We start from the raw sequence: 16,723 nt of genomic DNA, 5'->3' as shown, positions 1-16,723 counted from the left end.
CCGGGCTACAAGAATCCGCCTATCCCTCCCCCTCGTCGCTCGCGAGCACGCCCTTCACCGCCCTCGCCCAACCCGCGAGCTTCCGCTCCCGCGTCGCCTGGCTCATGTTCGGCTTGAAGCGGTGCTCGAGGCGCCAATTGTCGGCAAACTTCGTCGGCTCGGGATAGACGCCGGCCTGGAGGCCGGCGAGGTAGGCCGCGCCCAGCGCCGTGGTCTCCTGGATCACGGGGCGATCGACCGGTGCGTCCAAGAGATCGGCGAGGCGCTGCATGGTCCAGTCGGAGGCCGTCATGCCGCCGTCGACGCGCAGCACGACGCTCGCGACTTCCGAGCTCGGCCAGTCCGCGCGCATAGCAGCCCAGAGATCAAACGTCTGGTAGCAGACGCTCTCCAGCGCGGCGTGCGCGAGCTCGGCCGGGCCGGTGTTGCGGGTGAGGCCGAACAGCGCACCGCGCACGCGCGGATTCCAGTAGGGCGCGCCCATGCCGACGAAGGCGGGCACGAGATAGACGCTCTGCATGGAATCGGATTGATCGGCGAGCGGTCCGGTCTCGGCCGCGTGCTTGATGATGCCGAGGCCGTCGCGCAGCCACTGCACCGCCGAGCCTGCGACGAAGATCGAGCCTTCAAGCGCGTAGGTGCGCTTGCCGTCGAGCTGGTAGGCGACGGTGGTGAGCAGCTTGTTCTTGGAGACGACCGGCGTGGTCCCGGTGTTGAGCAGGGCAAAGCAGCCTGTGCCGTAGGTGGACTTCATCATGCCCGGGCGGAAGCAGGCCTGGCCGATGGTCGCGGCCTGCTGGTCGCCGGCAATGCCTGAGATCGCGATCGCACCGCCGAACAGGTCCGGCGTGCTCTCGCCGAAGCGGGCGGAGGAATCCTTCACCTCGGGCAGCATCGAGCGCGGCACGCCGATGATCTCCAGCAGCTCGTCGTCCCACTGGCCGGTGTGGATGTTGAACAGCAGCGTGCGCGAGGCGTTGGTGGCGTCGGTGGCGTGCACCTTGCCGCCGGTGAGGCGCCAGAGCAGGTAGCAGTCGACGGTGCCGAACATCAGTTCGCCGCGCGCGGCACGCGCCCGCGCACCGGGAACGTGGTCGAGGATCCAGGCGACCTTGGTGCCGGAGAAATAGGGATCGATGATCAGGCCGGTCTTCTGCGAGATCACGGGCTCGCGGCCGTCGGCCTTGAGTTTGGCGCAGATGTCGGCGGTGCGGCGGTCCTGCCAGACGATGGCGCGGTGCACGGCGTGGCCGGTGACGCGGTCCCACACCACTGTGGTCTCGCGCTGGTTGGTGATGCCGATCGCGGCGATGTCCTTAGGCCCGATGCCGGCCTGCTCGATCGCGTCGCGGCAAACCATCACGGTCGAGGTCCAGATGTCCTCCGGCTCGTGCTCGACCCAGCCCGAGGCCGGAAAATGCTGCGGAAACTCCTGCTGCGCGCGGGCGGCAATCGAGATGTCACTGCGAAAAACGATGGCGCGCGACGAGGTGGTGCCCTGGTCGATGGCGAGGACGAAAGACATGGAAGCTACCTTGGCGTTTCCCTGAGAGGGGTCATTGTGTCGCGCCAAAGGGAGCGGATTAGGGCGGGAAGGTCAAGGTTGGTCTCGCTTACCCTCCCCTGGAGGGGGAGGGTCGGCTCACATGAAGCGCAGCGGAATGTGAGACGGGGTGGGGTGACAGTCTTTCCGCATCGCGCGGTGCCCGTGCGGAGAGATCACCCCACCCCGCTCGCGCTACGCGCGATCGACCCTCCCCCTCCAGGGGAGGGTAAGATAGCGAACTTCTACTTGCGTCGATGTTTCAATCGGATCGTTTCTGCCTCGCGCGATCCGTACAGCTCGACATAGATCCGTTCGAGCACCGCGGTCAGATCGCTCGTGATCTCCGAATTCCAGAAGCGAATGACACGATAGCCTTCGTTCTCGAGCCAGCTCTGCCGCGCGTGATCTCGCGCGGCCGTGTCGTCCTCATTGTGGTGTCCGCCGTCGAGTTCGATGATCAGCCGCTTGGCCGGGCAGAAGAAGTCGACGATGTAAGGACCGATCGGCGCTTGCCGGCGGAAGTGTGAACCTTCGAGCGGGAGCTCTCTGAGGGCACGCCACAATATCCGTTCATGCGGAGTGGTGTTGGCCCTCAGCTTCTTCGCGGCAGAACGTCGGATCGATGTTGAGACCATTTGTGTGGCTTCACCCCACCCCGCTCGCGCTGTGCGCGAGCGACCCTCCCCCTCAGGGGAGGGTGAAGTGAAGCGCCACCTCAATACAATTGCAAGTGGTAGGAGGCTACACCGCGGCCGTCGTCACGCCGCCATCGATCACGATGGTCTGGCCGGTCATGAAGCTGGACGCGTCGGAGGCGAGGTAGGCGACGGCGCCGGCGATTTCGTCGGGTTCGCCGATGCGGCGAAGGGGCGTGGTGGCGGTGCGGCGCTTGAGGTTGGCTTCGTCTTCCCACAGCGCGCGGGCGAAATCGGTCTTGACGAGGCCGGGCGCGATGCAGTTGACGCGGACGCCCTTCGGGCCCCATTCGCCGGCGAGCGAGCGGCACAGCGCGAAGTCGGCGGCCTTGGAGATGCCGTAGGCGCCGATCACGGTGGAGCCGCGCAGGCCCCCGATCGAGGAGATGATGACGACGGAGCCGTTGCCACGCTCGGCCATTTGCGGGATCGCCAGCGCGGAGAGCCAGATGTTGCTCTTGACGTTGCTGCCCATGATCTTGTCGAAGGCCTCGTCGGTGATGTCGAGCAGCGGGCCGTAATACGGATTCACCGCGGCGTTGCAGACCAGGATATCGATCTTGCCGTAATGCTTGGTCGTGCCCGAAATCAGCGCCTCGACTTCGGCCTTGCGCGCGATGTTGCAGGGAATGACGATGGCATCGCCGCCGGCCGCATTGATGCCGTCGGCCACCTCCTTGCAGGCTTCCGCTTTCCGCGATGACACCACGACCTTGGCGCCGAGTTTTGCGAGCAACTCCGCGGAAGAACGGCCGATGCCGCGGCTGGAGCCAGTGACGATTGCGACCTTGCCGGTGAGATCGAACGGGGTGTTCTTCATTGTTGTTGGGCTCCGCTGATTCCATTTACTCGATGTCATCGCCCGGCTTGACCGGGCGATCCAGTACTCCGCGGCTGAAGTTGCGCGAACGAACTGCCGCCGCGGAGTACTGGATGCCCCGGTCAAGCCGGGGCATGACAGTCTTCCTGTGGTCTCGATCAACTCAGATCAACCCACCGCCATCCGCGACGCGGCGCTGGTGGTAGTCGGTGTCGCCAAAGCTGTTCTCGATCATGGTGAGGCGCTTGAAGTAGTGACCGATCTTCGCCTCCATGGTCATGCCGATGCCGCCGTGGAGCTGGATCGCCTGCTGTCCCACGAACTTCAGCGACTTGCCGATCTGCACCTTGGCCGCGGCGATCGCGTTGGAGCGCTCCTTGGCGTCCTCGAAATCGCCCGCCATGGTCGCGAACATCGACATCGATCGCGCCTGCTCGGCGGCGACGAACATGTCGGAGGCGCGATGCTGCAACGACTGGAACGAGCCGATCGCGACGCCGAACTGTTTTCGCGTCTTGATGTACTCGACCGTGGTCTTCAGCGATTCGTCCATCAGGCCGACGGCCTCGGCGCAGAGCGCGATGCGGGCTTCGTCGACGACGCGCTCGATCAGCGCGAGCGAGTTGTCGGGATTGCCAAGCGCCGCATCGGCGCCGACCTCGACACCGGTGAAGGTGATGTCGGCGGCGTGCAGGCCGTCCTGGGTCGGGTACGACTTCTTCGTCACGCCCTTGGCATTCGCCGGGACCAGGAAGACGCCGATGCCGGCCTTGTCGCGGCGGTCGCCCTTGGTGCGGGCGGTGACGATCAGGGTCTCGGCGTTCTCGCCGTTCAGCACGACGAACTTCTCGCCGTCGATGACCCAGCCGTCGCCCTTCTTCTTCGCCGTCGTCGAGACGTCGAAGAGATCGTAACGCGAGTTCTTCTCGAGCTGGGCGAACGCGAGCGTCTTGCTGCCGTCGATGATCCCTGGCACATGCGCGGTCTTCTGCGCATCGGAGCCGGCGTGGCGCAAGAAGCCGCCGCCGATCACGACCGTTGCCAGATACGGCTCGAGCACCAGCGCCTTGCCGAGCGCCTCCATCACGATCATGGTCTCGACACCGCCGCCGCCGAAGCCGCCATCGGCTTCCGCGAAGGGCAGGCCGAGCAGGCCCTGCTCGGCGAGCTTGCCCCAGACGGCCTGACTCCAGCCGCCCTTCTCCTTCATGTACTTCTTGCGGCTCTCGAAATCATAGGAATCGGTCAGCAGGCCGTCGATGCTGTCCTTGAGAAGCCGCTGCTCCTCGTTCAGATCAAAATCCATTTCTTTGGTTCCTCGTACCCGGAATTTTTTGTTTCGCCATCCCGGGGCGCGCGTAGCGCGAGCCCGGGATCCATACTCCCGATCGTGGTTATGGATTCCGGGCTCGCGCTACGCGCGCCCCGGAATGACGCCTAGAGCCCCAGCACCGCCTTGGCGATGATGTTGCGCTGGATCTCGTTGGAGCCGCCGTAGATCGAGACCTTGCGGTTGTTGAAGTAGCTCGGCGCGATCTGGGCGGTCCACTCCATGGCTTCGTTCGAGCCGTCGTCGCCGTGCACGTCGTAGGGTGCCGCGAACGGACCGATCACTTCCATCAAGAGCTCGGTGGTGGTCTGCTGGATCTCGGAGCCCTTGATCTTCAGCACCGAGGACGCCGGATTCGGCTTGCCCTTGCCGTGCTTGCCTTCGTCGGCGACGACGCGGAGCTGCGTCAGCTCGAGCGCCTTCAGCTCGATCTCACAGGCCGCCAGCTTCTCGCGGAACGCGGCGTCCTGGATGATCGGCTTGCCGCCGGACTCGACCTTGGAGGCCAAGTCGCGGATGCGGCGCAGCCGCTCCTTGGAGACGCCGACCCGCGCGATGCCGGTGCGCTCATTGCCGAGCAGGAATTTGGCGTAGTCCCAGCCCTTGTTCTCCTCGCCGATCAGGTTCTCGATGGGCACCTCGACGTCGTCGAAGAACACCTCGTTGACCTCGACGCCGCCGTCGATGGTCTGGATCGGACGCACGGTGACGCCCTTCGACTTCATGCTGAAGACGATGAAGGAGATGCCCATCTGCTTCTTGGCGGAGGGGTCGGTGCGGCAGAGGCAGAAGATCATGTCGGCGTGCTGAGCGAGCGTGGTCCAGGTCTTCTGGCCGTTGATGATCCACTTGTCGCCCTTGCGCTCGGCCTTGGTCTTGAGCGAGGCGAGGTCGGAGCCGGAGCCGGGCTCGGAGAAGCCCTGGCACCACCAGTCGTCGACATTGGCGATGCGCGGCAGATACTGCTTCTTCTGCTCTTCGTTGCCGAAAGTGTAGATCACCGGGCCGACCATGCTGACGCCGAAGGCGAGCGGCTGCGGCGCCGGATAGGACTGCAGCTCCTCGTTGAAGATGTAGTGCTGCACGGAGGTCCACCCCGTCCCGCCATACTGCTTCGGCCAGTGGCTGACGCCCCAGCCCTTCTTGTCGAGAATGCGCCACCACGTCACCATCTCGTCCTTCGAGAGATGACGGCCCTCGACCAGCTTGCGCCGCGTATCCGGCGGCACGTTGTCGCGGAAGAATGAACGCACTTCCTCGCGAAACGCCTGCTCTTCCTTCGTGAATGCGAGATCCATCGGATCCTCCTGTGAAACGTTATTCCCTATTCGTCATTCCGGGGCGCGCAAAGCGCGAACCCGGAATCCAGAAGTTTGTGGCTCGAGGTTCCGGGTTCAGTCGCTGGCGCGAATGCCCCGGAACGACGGAGCCCGTTACTGCAACACCTCGAACAGTCCCGCCGCGCCCATGCCGCCGCCGACGCACATGGTGACGACCGCGTACTTGGCCTTGCGGCGGCGGCCTTCGATCAGGGCGTGGCCGGTCAGGCGCGCGCCCGACATGCCGTAGGGGTGGCCGACCGAGATCGCGCCGCCGTCGACGTTGATCTTCTCGGGGTCGATGCCGAGCTTGTCGCGGCAATACAGCACCTGCACCGCGAAGGCTTCGTTCAGCTCCCAGAGGCCGATGTCGTCGACGGTGAGGCCGTGGCGCTTGAGCAGGCGCGGCACGGCGAAGACCGGGCCGATGCCCATCTCGTCCGGCTCGCAGCCGGCGGAGACGAAGCCGCGGAAGATGCCGAGCGGCTTGAGGCCGCGCTTCGAGGCTTCCTTGTCGCTCATGATGACGGAGGCGCTGGCGCCGTCGGAGAGCTGGCTGGCATTGCCGGCGGTGATCGAAAAGCCTTCGCCGCGCACGGGCTTGAGGCCGGCAAGGCCTTCAGCCGTGGTCTCGGGGCGCGGGCCTTCGTCCTGCGACAAGGTCACCTCCTTGAACGAGACGGCGCCGGTCGCCTTGTCGGTGACCGCCATCTGCGTCGTGATCGGCGCGAGCTCGTCCTTGAACTTGCCGCCCTGCTGGGCCGCGGCGGTACGGCGCTGGCTCTCCAGCGAATACTCATCCTGCTTCTCGCGCGAGATGCCGTAGCGCTTGGCGACGACTTCGGCGGTGTCGATCATGGGCATGTAGACCTCGCCCTTGATCTTGAGCAGCGCCGGGTCCTGGGCGTGGAAGCCGTTCATCTTGTCGTTCTGCACGAGGCTGATCGACTCGCCGCCGCCGCCGACCGCGATCTCGACGCCGTCGAAGATCACCGAGCGCGCGGCCAGCGCGATGGCCTGCAGGCCCGAGGCGCATTGCCGGTCGATGGTGGTGCCGGCGACGGTCACGGGGAGACCTGCGCGGAGCAGCGCCTTGCGCGCGATGTTGCCGCCGGTCGCGCCCTGCTGCAGCGCTGCGCCCATCACGACGTCCTCGACCTCCTTCGGATCGACCTTGGCGCGGGCGACGGCCTCGCCGATGGCGTGGCCGAGCAGCGTCGCGCCCTCGGTGGCGTTGAGCATGCCGCGATAGGCCTTGCCGATCGGGGTGCGGGCGGTGGAAACGATGACGGCGTCGGTCAAGAGCGACCTCCTGATGCGTGTTGGGTGGATTGTGATGGTTTCTGCTGCTGGCGCAATTCGTGGCGCGACAATTTTCCGACCGGCGTGCGCGGCAGATCGTCGACGAACTCGACCGCTGCCGGCAGCTCGTGCTTGCCGACCTTGCCCGCAAGTTGCGCGCGCAGCTCATCGAGCGAGAACGGCTTTGCGTCCGGCTTGAGCTTGATGAAAGCCTTGGCGGCCTCGCCGCGATACTGGTCGGGAATGCCGAGCACGATCACCTCGTGCACGCCTGGAATGGTGTAGATCGCCTGTTCGATCATCTGCGGATAGACGTTGAAGCCGCCGGAGATGATCATGTCCTTCTTGCGGTCGACCAGGAAGAAATAGCCGTCGGTGTCGACATAGCCGATGTCGCCGGTGAGGAAGCGGCCGTCCGAAAAGGACTCCGCGGAGCCCTTCGGCTTGTTCCAGTAGCCCTTGGTGACGTTCGGGCCCTTGATACGGATTTCGCCGACTTCGCCCGGCGGCAGCACTTTTGTCGGATCATCCAACGAAACCACGTCGAGCTCGATCCCGGGCAGCATCAGGCCGATCGACCCCGGCTTGTCCGGTCCCGTCGGCGGGTGGCCGGTGCCGGGCGAGCAGGTCTCGGTCATGCCCCAGCCGCTGCGCAGCTTCTTGCCGACCTTGCGTTCGAAGAAGTTCGCGATCTCCACCGGCAGCGGCGCGCCGCCGGAGCCGATGACGGCGAGCGAGGAGAAGTCGCGCTTGTCGAGATCAGGCAGCGCTGCGATCGCGATCCACATCGTCGGCACGCCCGGGAAGTACGTCGCGCGCTTGATTTCGATGTCGCGCATCACCGCCTCGACATCGAAGCGCTGATGGAGCGAGATCAGATTGCCGCGGCTGAGCGAGGACAGCAGCACGACGGTGAGCGCATAGATGTGGAACAGCGGCAGCACGCAGATCACGCGCTCGACGACGTCGCCACGCGCCGCACGCGACGGCTTGCCCCAGACATCGTAGATCGACACCGCCGAGGTGAGATTGCCATGGGTAAGCATCGCGCCCTTGGGCAGGCCGGTGGTGCCGCCGGTATATTGCAGCAGCGCGACGTCGTCCGCCGTCACGGACGGCCACTCGGCCGGCGCGGTCGCGCCCTCGACGAAGCTCTTGAAGGTGACGATGCGGGGATCATCGGGGATCGGTGCCTGCGGCGTGCCGACCTTGCCCCAATCGTCGTCCTCGCAGACGACCAGGCGATCGATCAGGCCCTTCTCCAGGAACTTCAGCGCGGTCGGCAGCAGCGTCGCGAGGTTGGAGGTGACGAGCAGGCGCGAGCCGGAATCCGAGACCTTGTGCGTCAGCGCGATCTCGCCGTCGAGCGGGGAGAGATGCGCGACGCGGGCACCGGCCTTGAGCGCGCCGAAGAAATTGACCGGATGGTCCGGGGTGTTGCCGAGGAACAGCGCCACGGAGCTGTTCTTGCCGCAGCCGGCGCGCAGGAAGGCAGCCGCGGCACGCTCGGCCATGGCGGCGAGCTCGGTATAGCTGATCGGGCGATCGCGGAATTCCAGCGCGGTGCGCGGGCCGAAATCGGCGGCGGCTTTCGACAGCAGGTCAGGCAGCGAGCCCTGGACGATGGTGTCGTCCCAACGCACGCCCTCGGGATAAAACTGTTCGCCGGGATGGGTCATGGATTCCTTGAGACTACACAGACCGTCATTCCGGGGCGGCTCGAAGAGCCGAACCCGGAATCTCGAGATTCCGGGTTCGCCCTACGGGCGCCCCGGAATGACTGAGAGCTGGAGCGCGAAGCTCCATCACGCCGCCTTCGACGCCGCGGCCAGCGACGCGAACGTCTTGCCTTCGGCCGCGAGCTTCTTCAGCAGCGGCGCGGGCTCGAGGCTCGGATCGTTGGTTTCCTTGGCGTAGAAGGAGAGACGATCGGCGATGTGCTTGAGGCCGACGGTGTCGGCCCAGAACATCGGGCCACCGCGGTAGATCGGCCAGCCGTAGCCGTAGAGCCAGACCACGTCGATGTCGGAAGGACGCGCCGCGATGCCCTCTTCGAGGATCTTCGCGCCCTCGTTGATCATCGGGTACATCATGCGCTCGAGGATCTCCTCGTCGCTGACGACGCGCTTCTTGCGGCCGAGACGGAGCAGCGTCTCGTCGATCAGCTTTTCGACCTCCGGATCGGGCAGCGCCGAGCGGCTTCCTGCTTCATACTTGTAGTAGCCCTTGCCGGTCTTCTGGCCGAAGCGGCCAGCTTCGCAGAGTGCGTCCGCGATCTCCGACTTGATGCCGCGGTCCTTGCGCGAGCGCCAGCCGATGTCGAGGCCGGCGAGGTCGCCCATCGCGAACGGCCCCATCGGCATGCCGAATTTGGTGACTACGGCATCGACCTGCTGCGGCAAGGCACCTTCGAACAAGAGCTTCTCGGACTGCTTGCCACGCTGCGCCAGCATGCGGTTGCCGACGAAGCCGTCGCAGACGCCGACCACGGCCGGCACCTTCGCTATCTTGCGCGCGATGGTCACGGCGGTGACCAGCGCATCCGGCGCGGTCTTGTCGGCGCGCACGATCTCGCACAGCTTCATGACGTTGGCGGGCGAGAAGAAGTGCATGCCGAGCACGTCCTGCGGCCGCTTGGTCGACTTCGCAATCTCGTCGATGTTGAGGTAGGAGGTATTGGAGGCGAGCACGGCACCGGGCTTGACGTATTGGTCGAGCTTGCCGAACACTTCCTTCTTCACCGCCATGGTCTCGAACACGGCCTCGATCACAAGGTCAGCATCGCCGACATTCTCGATGCCGACGACGCCGTTGATCAGCGCCATGCGCTTGGCGGGCGCGTCGGCCGGGATGCCGCCGCGCGCGGCGGTCGCTTCCCAGTTCTTCTGCATGATGCCCATGCCGCGCTTGAGCTGCTCCTCGCCGGTCTCGATCAGGGTGACGGGAACGCCGGCATTGGCAAAGGACATCGCGATACCGCCGCCCATGGTGCCGGCACCGAGGATGGCGACGCGGTTCACGGGTCGCGACTTGGTGCCTTCAGGAACGCCGGCGATCTTGCTGGCCTCGCGCTCGGCGAAGAAGGCATAACGCTGCGCCTTGGACTGGTCACTGGCCACGAGCTTGAGGAAGCCCTCGCGCTCCTTCTTCAGGCCCTCGTCGAACGGCAGGTCGATGGCGTAGCCGACGGCGTCGGCGGCCGCGAACGGCGCTTCCAGGCCGCGCGACTTCTTGGTCATGGCGGCGACCGCATTGGTGAAGATCGAGCGGTCGGCCTTGGCCGCGGCGAGCTTGGAATCGTCGTCGCGCAGGCGCCGCAGCGGACGCTTCTCGGCGAGCAGCTTGCGGACGAAGGCTTCGCCGCCGGAGGCCGGACCTTCGACGATCTCCTCGATCAGGCCGTTCTTGAGCGCTTCGGCAGCCCCGATCGGATCACCGCCGACGATCATCTTGACCGCGAGCTCCGGCCCGACCGCGCGCGGCAGGCGCTGGGTGCCGCCGGCGCCCGGCAGCAGGCCGAGCTTCACCTCGGGCAGGCCGAGCCTGGCTTCCTTCACGGCCACGCGGAAATGACAGGCCAGCGCGACCTCGAGGCCGCCGCCGAGCGCGGTGCCATGGATCGCGGCGACGACCGGCTTGGGCGAGTTCTCGATCTCGGCGAGGACGTCGTTGAGGGCGGGCGGCTTCGGCGGCTTGCCGAATTCGGTGATGTCGGCACCGGCGATAAAGGTGCGGCCGGCGCAGGTCAGCACGATGCCCTTGATCGCGGGATCGGCGATCGCGGCCTTGATGCATTCGAGAATACCGCCGCGCACTGCGGCACTCAGCGCATTGACCGGAGGACTGTTGACCGTGACGATCCCGACTTCGTCATGACGCTCAAGCTTGACCACTTCGCTCACGGCTTCCCTCCTTGGTGGGGATTTACTTTTGTTCGATTTCGCGGTGCGGAATTTAATTCCGCATCTTGACGGCAGGGTTATTTTGAAGCACGGACGTTGTCAACGACTCCGCGCAAGAAGCAGATCAGGGATGAAGCGTACAGGCAAGAAGACTGCGACCGATCGGAATTTCGTCGTCGCGCTTTCCCGCGGACTAGATGTTTTGCGCGCATTCCAACCCAGCGACGGACTTCTCGGCAACCAGGAGATCGCTGCGCGTACCAACCTGCCTAAGCCGACCGTTTCGCGCCTGACCTACACGTTGACGAAGCTCGGTTATCTGACACCGGTTCCCCGTTTCGAGAAGTATCAGCTCGCGCCCGCCGCGATGGCGCTCGGCTATGCGGCGCTATCCAATCTCGGCGTTCGGCATTTGTCCGAGCCATTTCGCGAGGAAGTGATGCGCGCGACCGGCGGCGCCGTCGCAATCGGCGGCCGCGACCGTCACAGCATGATCTATTTCGGGCAAAGTCGCGGCAGCGAGACAGTCGGCGTTCAACTGGACGTCGGCTCCCGCGTGCCGATTGCAACCAGCGCGATGGGCCGTGCCTATTTCTGGGCGCTCGACGAAGAGGGCCGCGCCGAGGTGTCCCGCATCCTGCGCGAACATTACGGCAGCCGGTGGCCGAAGATGCGCGACGGACTGGAACGTTCGGGCGAAACGGTCGCGAAATACGGTTTCGCGATGTCCGTCGGCGACTGGCATGACGACATCGGCGCCGCCGGCGTCGCGCTCAAGCTCAACGACGGAACCGGACCTTACGCATTCAATTGCGGCGCGCCCGCATTCCGCTTCACGGAAGAGCGTTTGATCAACGACATTGGACCGCGTCTGCTGGCGATGGTAAGGAACATTGAAGCGGCACTCGGGGGACTGATGCCGCAATCCAAAAAAGAAGTCAGCAAAAAGCTGAAATCAGGAGGAAAAGTTGCGCGTGTGGCCGAGGGGTTCAGATAGCCTTTGTCATCACCGGGAGCGGTTCGCATCGCCCCTTCGCCCACTGACGTGTGTGGGCGAGACGAGATGACGCAGGCACAGCTCGCGCGGGGGACATCGCCCCTGCTCGCGGTTCGCGACGTCAGCGTCGTGTTCGGCGGCATCATCGCGCTCAACGGCGTGTCCTTTGACATGCACAAGGGCCAGATCCTCGGATTGATCGGCCCCAACGGCGCCGGCAAGACCACGCTCTTCAACTGCCTCTCGCGGCTCTATCAGCCGTCGTCGGGCGACATCCTGATGGAAGGCGTGAGCATCCTGTCGCGGCCTCCGCACCGGATCGCCGAGATCGGCATCGGCCGCACCTTCCAGAACGTGGCGCTGTTTCCGAACCTCTCGGTGATGGATAACGTCCGCGTCGGCGCCCATTCGAAGACCTCCAGCGACATCATCAGCGACTCCCTGAGGCTGGCCTGGGTCCGGCGCAGCGAGACCGACGTCAACAAGAAGGTGCAGGAGATCCTCGCCTATCTCAAACTCGAGGACGTCGCCCACACCATCGTGTCCGGCCTGCCCTTCGGCACGCAGAAGCGCGTCGAGCTGGCGCGCGCGCTCGCGGCCGACCCGAAGATCCTACTGCTCGACGAGCCCGCCGGCGGCCTCAACCACGAGGAAGTCTACGTGCTCGGCGACCTCATCCGCCGCATCCGCGACGACCGCCACATGACCGTGCTGCTGGTCGAGCACCACATGGGCCTCGTGATGTCGATCGCCGACCACGTCGTCGCGCTGAATTTCGGCAAGAAGCTCGCGGAAGGCACGCCGGCCCAGGTGCAGGCGGACCCCGACGTCATCAAGGCCTATCTCGGGAGCAAGGACCAATGACGACGCTGCTCAACGTCAAGGACCTGCGCGCCTATTACGGCCAGGTCCAGGCGCTCCATGGCCTGTCCTTCTCGCTCAACGAGGGATCGTTGACGACGCTGCTCGGCGCCAATGGCGCCGGCAAGACCACGACCCTGCGCGCGATCTGCAACATGGTGCGTTCCACCGGTGCGATCGAGTTCGAGGGCAAGCCGCTGAGCAACCGCTCCACCGAGAGCATCGTGCGGTTCGGCATCGCCCACGTGCCGCAGGGCCGCGGCACCTTCACGACCATGACGGTCGAGGAGAACCTCCAGCTCGGGGCCATCACCCGCAAGGACAGCGCCGGCATCGTCTCCGACATCGAGCGCATGTACGCGCATTTCCCGGTGCTGAAGCAGCGCCACACCCAGCAGGCCGGCACGCTCTCGGGCGGCGAGCAGCAGATGCTCGCGGTCGCCCGCGCGCTGATGCTGCGGCCGCGCCTGATGCTGCTCGACGAGCCGTCCTTCGGACTGGCGCCGCTCGTCGTGCGCGACCTGTTCGGCATCCTCGGCAAGATCAACCGCGAGGACAAGGTGTCGATCCTGGTGGTCGAGCAGAACGCCCAGCTCGCGCTCGAGCTCGCCGACCAGGCCTATGTGATCGAGACCGGACGCATCGTGATGTCGGGCAATGCCAAGGACATCGCGAACAACGAAGAAATCCGCAAATCCTATCTGGGTTACTGAGGAGCCGGCACGATGGAGCTGTTCACCAACCAAGTGCTGGCCGGCATCGCCACGGGCGCGATCTACGCCTGCATGGCGCTCGCCGTGGTCATGATCTACCAGGCGATCGACCATCTCAACTTCGCGCAGGGCGAGATGGCGATGTTCTCGACCTTCATCTCCTGGCAGCTGATGCAGTGGGGCGTGCCCTACTGGGCCGCCTTCGTCATCACGCTGGCGCTCTCCTTCGTCGCCGGCATCGCGATCGAGCGCATCCTGTTCAAGCCGCTGGCGAAAGCGCCGGTGCTGACCAACGTGGCTGGCTTCATCGCGCTGTTTGCGATCATCAACTCCTCGGCCGGCCTGATCTGGGACTTCACCATCAAGCAGTACCCGACCCCGTTCGGCTCCGCGCCGTTCCTGGGCAGCCAGCTGATCTCGACCCACCAGGCCGGCATGATCGGCGTCACGGTGCTGCTGCTGCTCGGCCTCTACTTCTTCTTCCAGTACACGCGCATCGGCCTGGCCATGCGCGCGGCCGCCTCGGTGCCTGAATCGGCCCGCCTCGTCGGCATCAACACATCCTGGATGATCGCGCTCGGCTGGGGCATGGCGACCGCGATCGGCGCGATCGCCGGCATGCTGATCGCCCCCGTCGTGTTCCTCGAGCCCAACATGATGGGCGGCGTGCTGATCTACGGCTTTGCCGCCGCGGTGCTCGGCGGTCTCACCAGCCCGTTCGGCGCGGTGGTCGGCGGCTTCCTGGTCGGCATCTTCGAGAACCTCGCCGGCACCTACATCCCCGGCGTCGGCAATGAGCTGAAACTCCCGATCGCGCTCGCGCTGATCATCTCCGTCCTGGTCGTCAAACCCGCTGGCCTGTTCGGCCGGCACATCGTCAAGCGAGTTTGATCATGAGCGCTGCAGAAGAAGTCGTTGCAGAAGGCCACGAGGCGGTCGAGGCCGTTCCGAAGCGGGCCATGACGCTGGGCACCGGCACGTCGCTGGTGGTGCTCGCGGCACTGCTGATCGCACCCGTCTTCGTCAAGAACTTCATCATCTTCCAGATGACGATGCTCCTGATCTACGGGCTCGCGGTGCTGGCGCTGAACATCCTGACCGGCGGAAGCGGCCAGTTCTCGCTCGGCCAGAGCGCGTTCTACGCGGTCGGCGCCTATACGACCGCGGTGCTGATGGAGCATTTCAACGTCAATTACGCGCTGACGCTGCCGATCGCCGGCGTCGTCTGTTTCGGCTTCGGCTTCCTGTTCGGGCAGCCGGCGCTGCGGCTCTCCGGCGTCTACCTCGCGCTCGCGACCTTCGCGCTCGCCACCGCCATGCCGCAGCTCCTCAAGCTGAACTTCCTCGAGCACTGGACCGGCGGCGTGCAGGGCCTCGTCGTCACCAAGCCGGACGCGCCGTTCGGCCTGCCGATGTCGCAGGACATGTGGCTGTACTACTTCACGCTCGTGGTCGTGATTGCGATCTACATCTTCTCGGTGAACCTGCTGCGTTCCCGCTCGGGCCGCGCCTTCATGGCGATCCGCGACAACGAGATCGCAGCATCCGCGATGGGCGTCGACGTCGCGCTGTACAAGACGCTGGCGTTCGGCGTCTCCGCCGCCATCACCGGCATCGCCGGCTCGCTCGGCGCCATCGCCGTGCAGTTCGTCGCGCCCGACAGCTACACCATCACGCTCGCGATCTCGCTGTTCCTCGGCATGGTCGTCGGCGGCGTCGGCTGGCTGCCCGGCTCGATCGTCGGCGCAGCCTTCATCATCTTCGTGCCGAACATCGCGGAGGGCATCTCCAAGGGCCTCTCCGGCGCGGTGTTCGGCGTGCTCCTGTTCCTCGTCATCTACCTCGTGCCGCATGGCGCAAGGCAGGTCGCGATCCTGGGCCAGCAGCTCGCCGGCCGGCTCAGGAAGAACTGAAGCGTCCATCAAGACTGTTGTTTTAACCAAGGAGACCCAATTGCTTTTCGGAAGAATACTGCGAACCACCGCACTCGTAACGGCGGTCGTGACCCTCACCTCCGGCGCAGCACTTGCCCAGAAGAAATACGACACCGGCGCGTCCGACACCGAGATCAAGATCGGCAACATCATGCCGTACAGCGGTCCGGCGTCGGCCTATGGCATCATCGGCAAGACCGAAGAAGCCTATTTCAAGATGATCAACGACAAGGGCGGCATCAACGGCCGCAAGATCAACTTCGTCACCTATGACGACGCCTATTCGCCGCCGAAGGCCGTCGAGCAGGTCCGCAAGCTGGTCGAGAGCGACGAAGTGCTGGCCGTGTACAATCCGCTCGGCACGCCCTCGAACACCGCGATCCAGAAGTACCTGAACGCCAAGAAGATCCCGCAGCTCTTCGTCGCCACCGGCGCGACCAAGTGGAACGACCCGAAGAACTTCCCCTGGACCATCGGCTGGCAGCCCTCCTACCAGAGCGAAGCGCAGATCTACGCGAAATGGCTGATGAAGGAAAAGCCGAACGCCAAGGTCGCGATCCTCTACCAGAACGACGATTTCGGCAAAGACTACCTCAAGGGCACCAAGGACGGTCTCGGGGCCAAGGGCGCGTCCATGATCATCATGGAAGAGAGCTACGAGATCTCCGAGCCGTCGATCGACGGCCACATCGTCAAGATCAAGGCGGCCAATCCCGACGTGCTGCTGATCTACGCGACGCCGAAGTTCGCGGCCCAGACCATCAAGAAGACCGCCGAGCTCAGCTGGAAGCCGCTGCAGATCCTCACCAACGTGTCGATCTCGGTCGGCAGCGTGATGAAGCCGGCCGGCTTCGAGGCCTCGCAGGACGTGCTGTCGGCGGCCTATGCCAAGGACTCCACCGACCCGCAGTGGACCAACGACCCCGGCATGAAGAAGTGGAACGAGTTCGTCGACAAGTACATGCCCGGCGCCGACAAGACCGACACCGGCATGGTCTACGGCTACGGCGCAGCGTCGACCCTGGTCAAGACGCTGGAAATGTGCGGTGACGACCTCACCCGCGCCAACCTGATGAAGCAGGCCGCTTCCTTGAAGGATTTTGCACCGGACACGCTGCTGCCCGGCGTCAAGATCAACACCAGCGCCACCGACTTCGCCCCGATCTCGCAGCTCCAGATGCAGCGCTTCAAGGGCGAGAAGTGGGAACTCTTCGGCGAGATCATCAGCGGCGACGTCGCTTCCGAGTGACGCTGACGCAATAGTCCAAATCTGGTTAGTTCAAGTCTAGTCAAATCTGACAAAG

General features: G+C 65.0%; 14 protein-coding genes. 6 read left to right on the top strand and 8 right to left on the bottom strand.

The window, feature by feature from the left end:
- Positions 1 to 19: 19 nt before the first annotated feature.
- From glpK to AB7008_RS05690, 8 genes are all read right to left on the bottom strand, one after another.
- Positions 20 to 1,525 carry a glycerol kinase GlpK gene (gene glpK, locus AB7008_RS05725; RefSeq protein WP_441258611.1) on the bottom strand — a complete coding sequence of 502 codons (1,506 nt, stop codon included), beginning with the start codon at positions 1,523 to 1,525 and terminating at the stop codon, positions 20 to 22.
- 263 nt (positions 1,526 to 1,788) lie between these two features.
- Positions 1,789 to 2,181, bottom strand: a complete 393-nt coding sequence (locus tag AB7008_RS05720) for an endonuclease domain-containing protein (RefSeq protein WP_248881377.1) — start codon at positions 2,179 to 2,181, stop codon at positions 1,789 to 1,791.
- 106 nt (positions 2,182 to 2,287) lie between these two features.
- Positions 2,288 to 3,061 (bottom strand): SDR family NAD(P)-dependent oxidoreductase, encoded by a 774-nt coding sequence (locus AB7008_RS05715; RefSeq protein WP_441258610.1) that lies wholly within the window; start codon positions 3,059 to 3,061, stop codon positions 2,288 to 2,290.
- Positions 3,062 to 3,224: 163 nt separating this feature from the next.
- On the bottom strand, positions 3,225 to 4,367 hold the full coding sequence (pimD, locus tag AB7008_RS05710) for a pimeloyl-CoA dehydrogenase small subunit (protein ID WP_441258609.1): 1,143 nt from the start codon (positions 4,365 to 4,367) through the stop codon (positions 3,225 to 3,227).
- Between the two features lie 131 nt (positions 4,368 to 4,498).
- Positions 4,499 to 5,689, bottom strand: coding sequence for a pimeloyl-CoA dehydrogenase large subunit (pimC, locus tag AB7008_RS05705; protein ID WP_441258608.1), 1,191 nt, complete (start codon positions 5,687 to 5,689; stop codon positions 4,499 to 4,501).
- A gap of 135 nt (positions 5,690 to 5,824) precedes the next feature.
- On the bottom strand, positions 5,825 to 7,012 hold the full coding sequence (locus AB7008_RS05700) for an acetyl-CoA C-acyltransferase (protein WP_014498261.1): 1,188 nt from the start codon (positions 7,010 to 7,012) through the stop codon (positions 5,825 to 5,827).
- Positions 7,009 to 8,691 carry a dicarboxylate--CoA ligase PimA gene (gene pimA / locus AB7008_RS05695; RefSeq protein ID WP_441258607.1) on the bottom strand — a complete coding sequence of 561 codons (1,683 nt, stop codon included), beginning with the start codon at positions 8,689 to 8,691 and terminating at the stop codon, positions 7,009 to 7,011. Before pimA ends, AB7008_RS05700 begins: the two co-directional genes overlap by 4 nt.
- A gap of 126 nt (positions 8,692 to 8,817) precedes the next feature.
- Complete coding sequence (locus AB7008_RS05690; protein WP_441258606.1) at positions 8,818 to 10,914, bottom strand: 3-hydroxyacyl-CoA dehydrogenase NAD-binding domain-containing protein; 2,097 nt, start codon at positions 10,912 to 10,914, stop codon at positions 8,818 to 8,820.
- 130 nt (positions 10,915 to 11,044) lie between these two features.
- Here AB7008_RS05690 and AB7008_RS05685 point away from each other — a divergent pair, with 130 nt between their 5' ends.
- From AB7008_RS05685 to AB7008_RS05660, 6 genes are all read left to right on the top strand, one after another.
- Positions 11,045 to 11,911, top strand: coding sequence for an IclR family transcriptional regulator (locus AB7008_RS05685; RefSeq protein ID WP_014498264.1), 867 nt, complete (start codon positions 11,045 to 11,047; stop codon positions 11,909 to 11,911).
- A 66-nt stretch (positions 11,912 to 11,977) separates the two neighbouring features.
- Positions 11,978 to 12,775: an ABC transporter ATP-binding protein gene (locus AB7008_RS05680; RefSeq protein ID WP_028151938.1), complete on the top strand. Its 798-nt coding sequence runs from the start codon at positions 11,978 to 11,980 to the stop codon at positions 12,773 to 12,775.
- A complete protein-coding gene (locus AB7008_RS05675) occupies positions 12,772 to 13,485 on the top strand; it encodes an ABC transporter ATP-binding protein (protein WP_014498266.1) in 714 nt (237 codons plus the stop codon). Before AB7008_RS05680 ends, AB7008_RS05675 begins: the two co-directional genes overlap by 4 nt.
- A gap of 12 nt (positions 13,486 to 13,497) precedes the next feature.
- Positions 13,498 to 14,376 carry a branched-chain amino acid ABC transporter permease gene (locus AB7008_RS05670; RefSeq protein WP_014498267.1) on the top strand — a complete coding sequence of 293 codons (879 nt, stop codon included), beginning with the start codon at positions 13,498 to 13,500 and terminating at the stop codon, positions 14,374 to 14,376.
- Between the two features lie 2 nt (positions 14,377 to 14,378).
- Positions 14,379 to 15,398, top strand: a complete 1,020-nt coding sequence (locus AB7008_RS05665; protein ID WP_028151939.1) for a branched-chain amino acid ABC transporter permease — start codon at positions 14,379 to 14,381, stop codon at positions 15,396 to 15,398.
- A gap of 40 nt (positions 15,399 to 15,438) precedes the next feature.
- Positions 15,439 to 16,668 (top strand): ABC transporter substrate-binding protein, encoded by a 1,230-nt coding sequence (locus AB7008_RS05660; protein ID WP_304492729.1) that lies wholly within the window; start codon positions 15,439 to 15,441, stop codon positions 16,666 to 16,668.
- Positions 16,669 to 16,723 lie beyond the last annotated feature (55 nt).

The organism is Bradyrhizobium sp. 521_C7_N1_3 (genome assembly GCF_052075975.1).
GTDB lineage: Bacteria > Pseudomonadota > Alphaproteobacteria > Rhizobiales > Xanthobacteraceae > Bradyrhizobium > Bradyrhizobium japonicum.
Note: the sequence above shows the minus strand (reverse complement) of the source record. Positions and strands in the feature narration are given on the sequence as shown.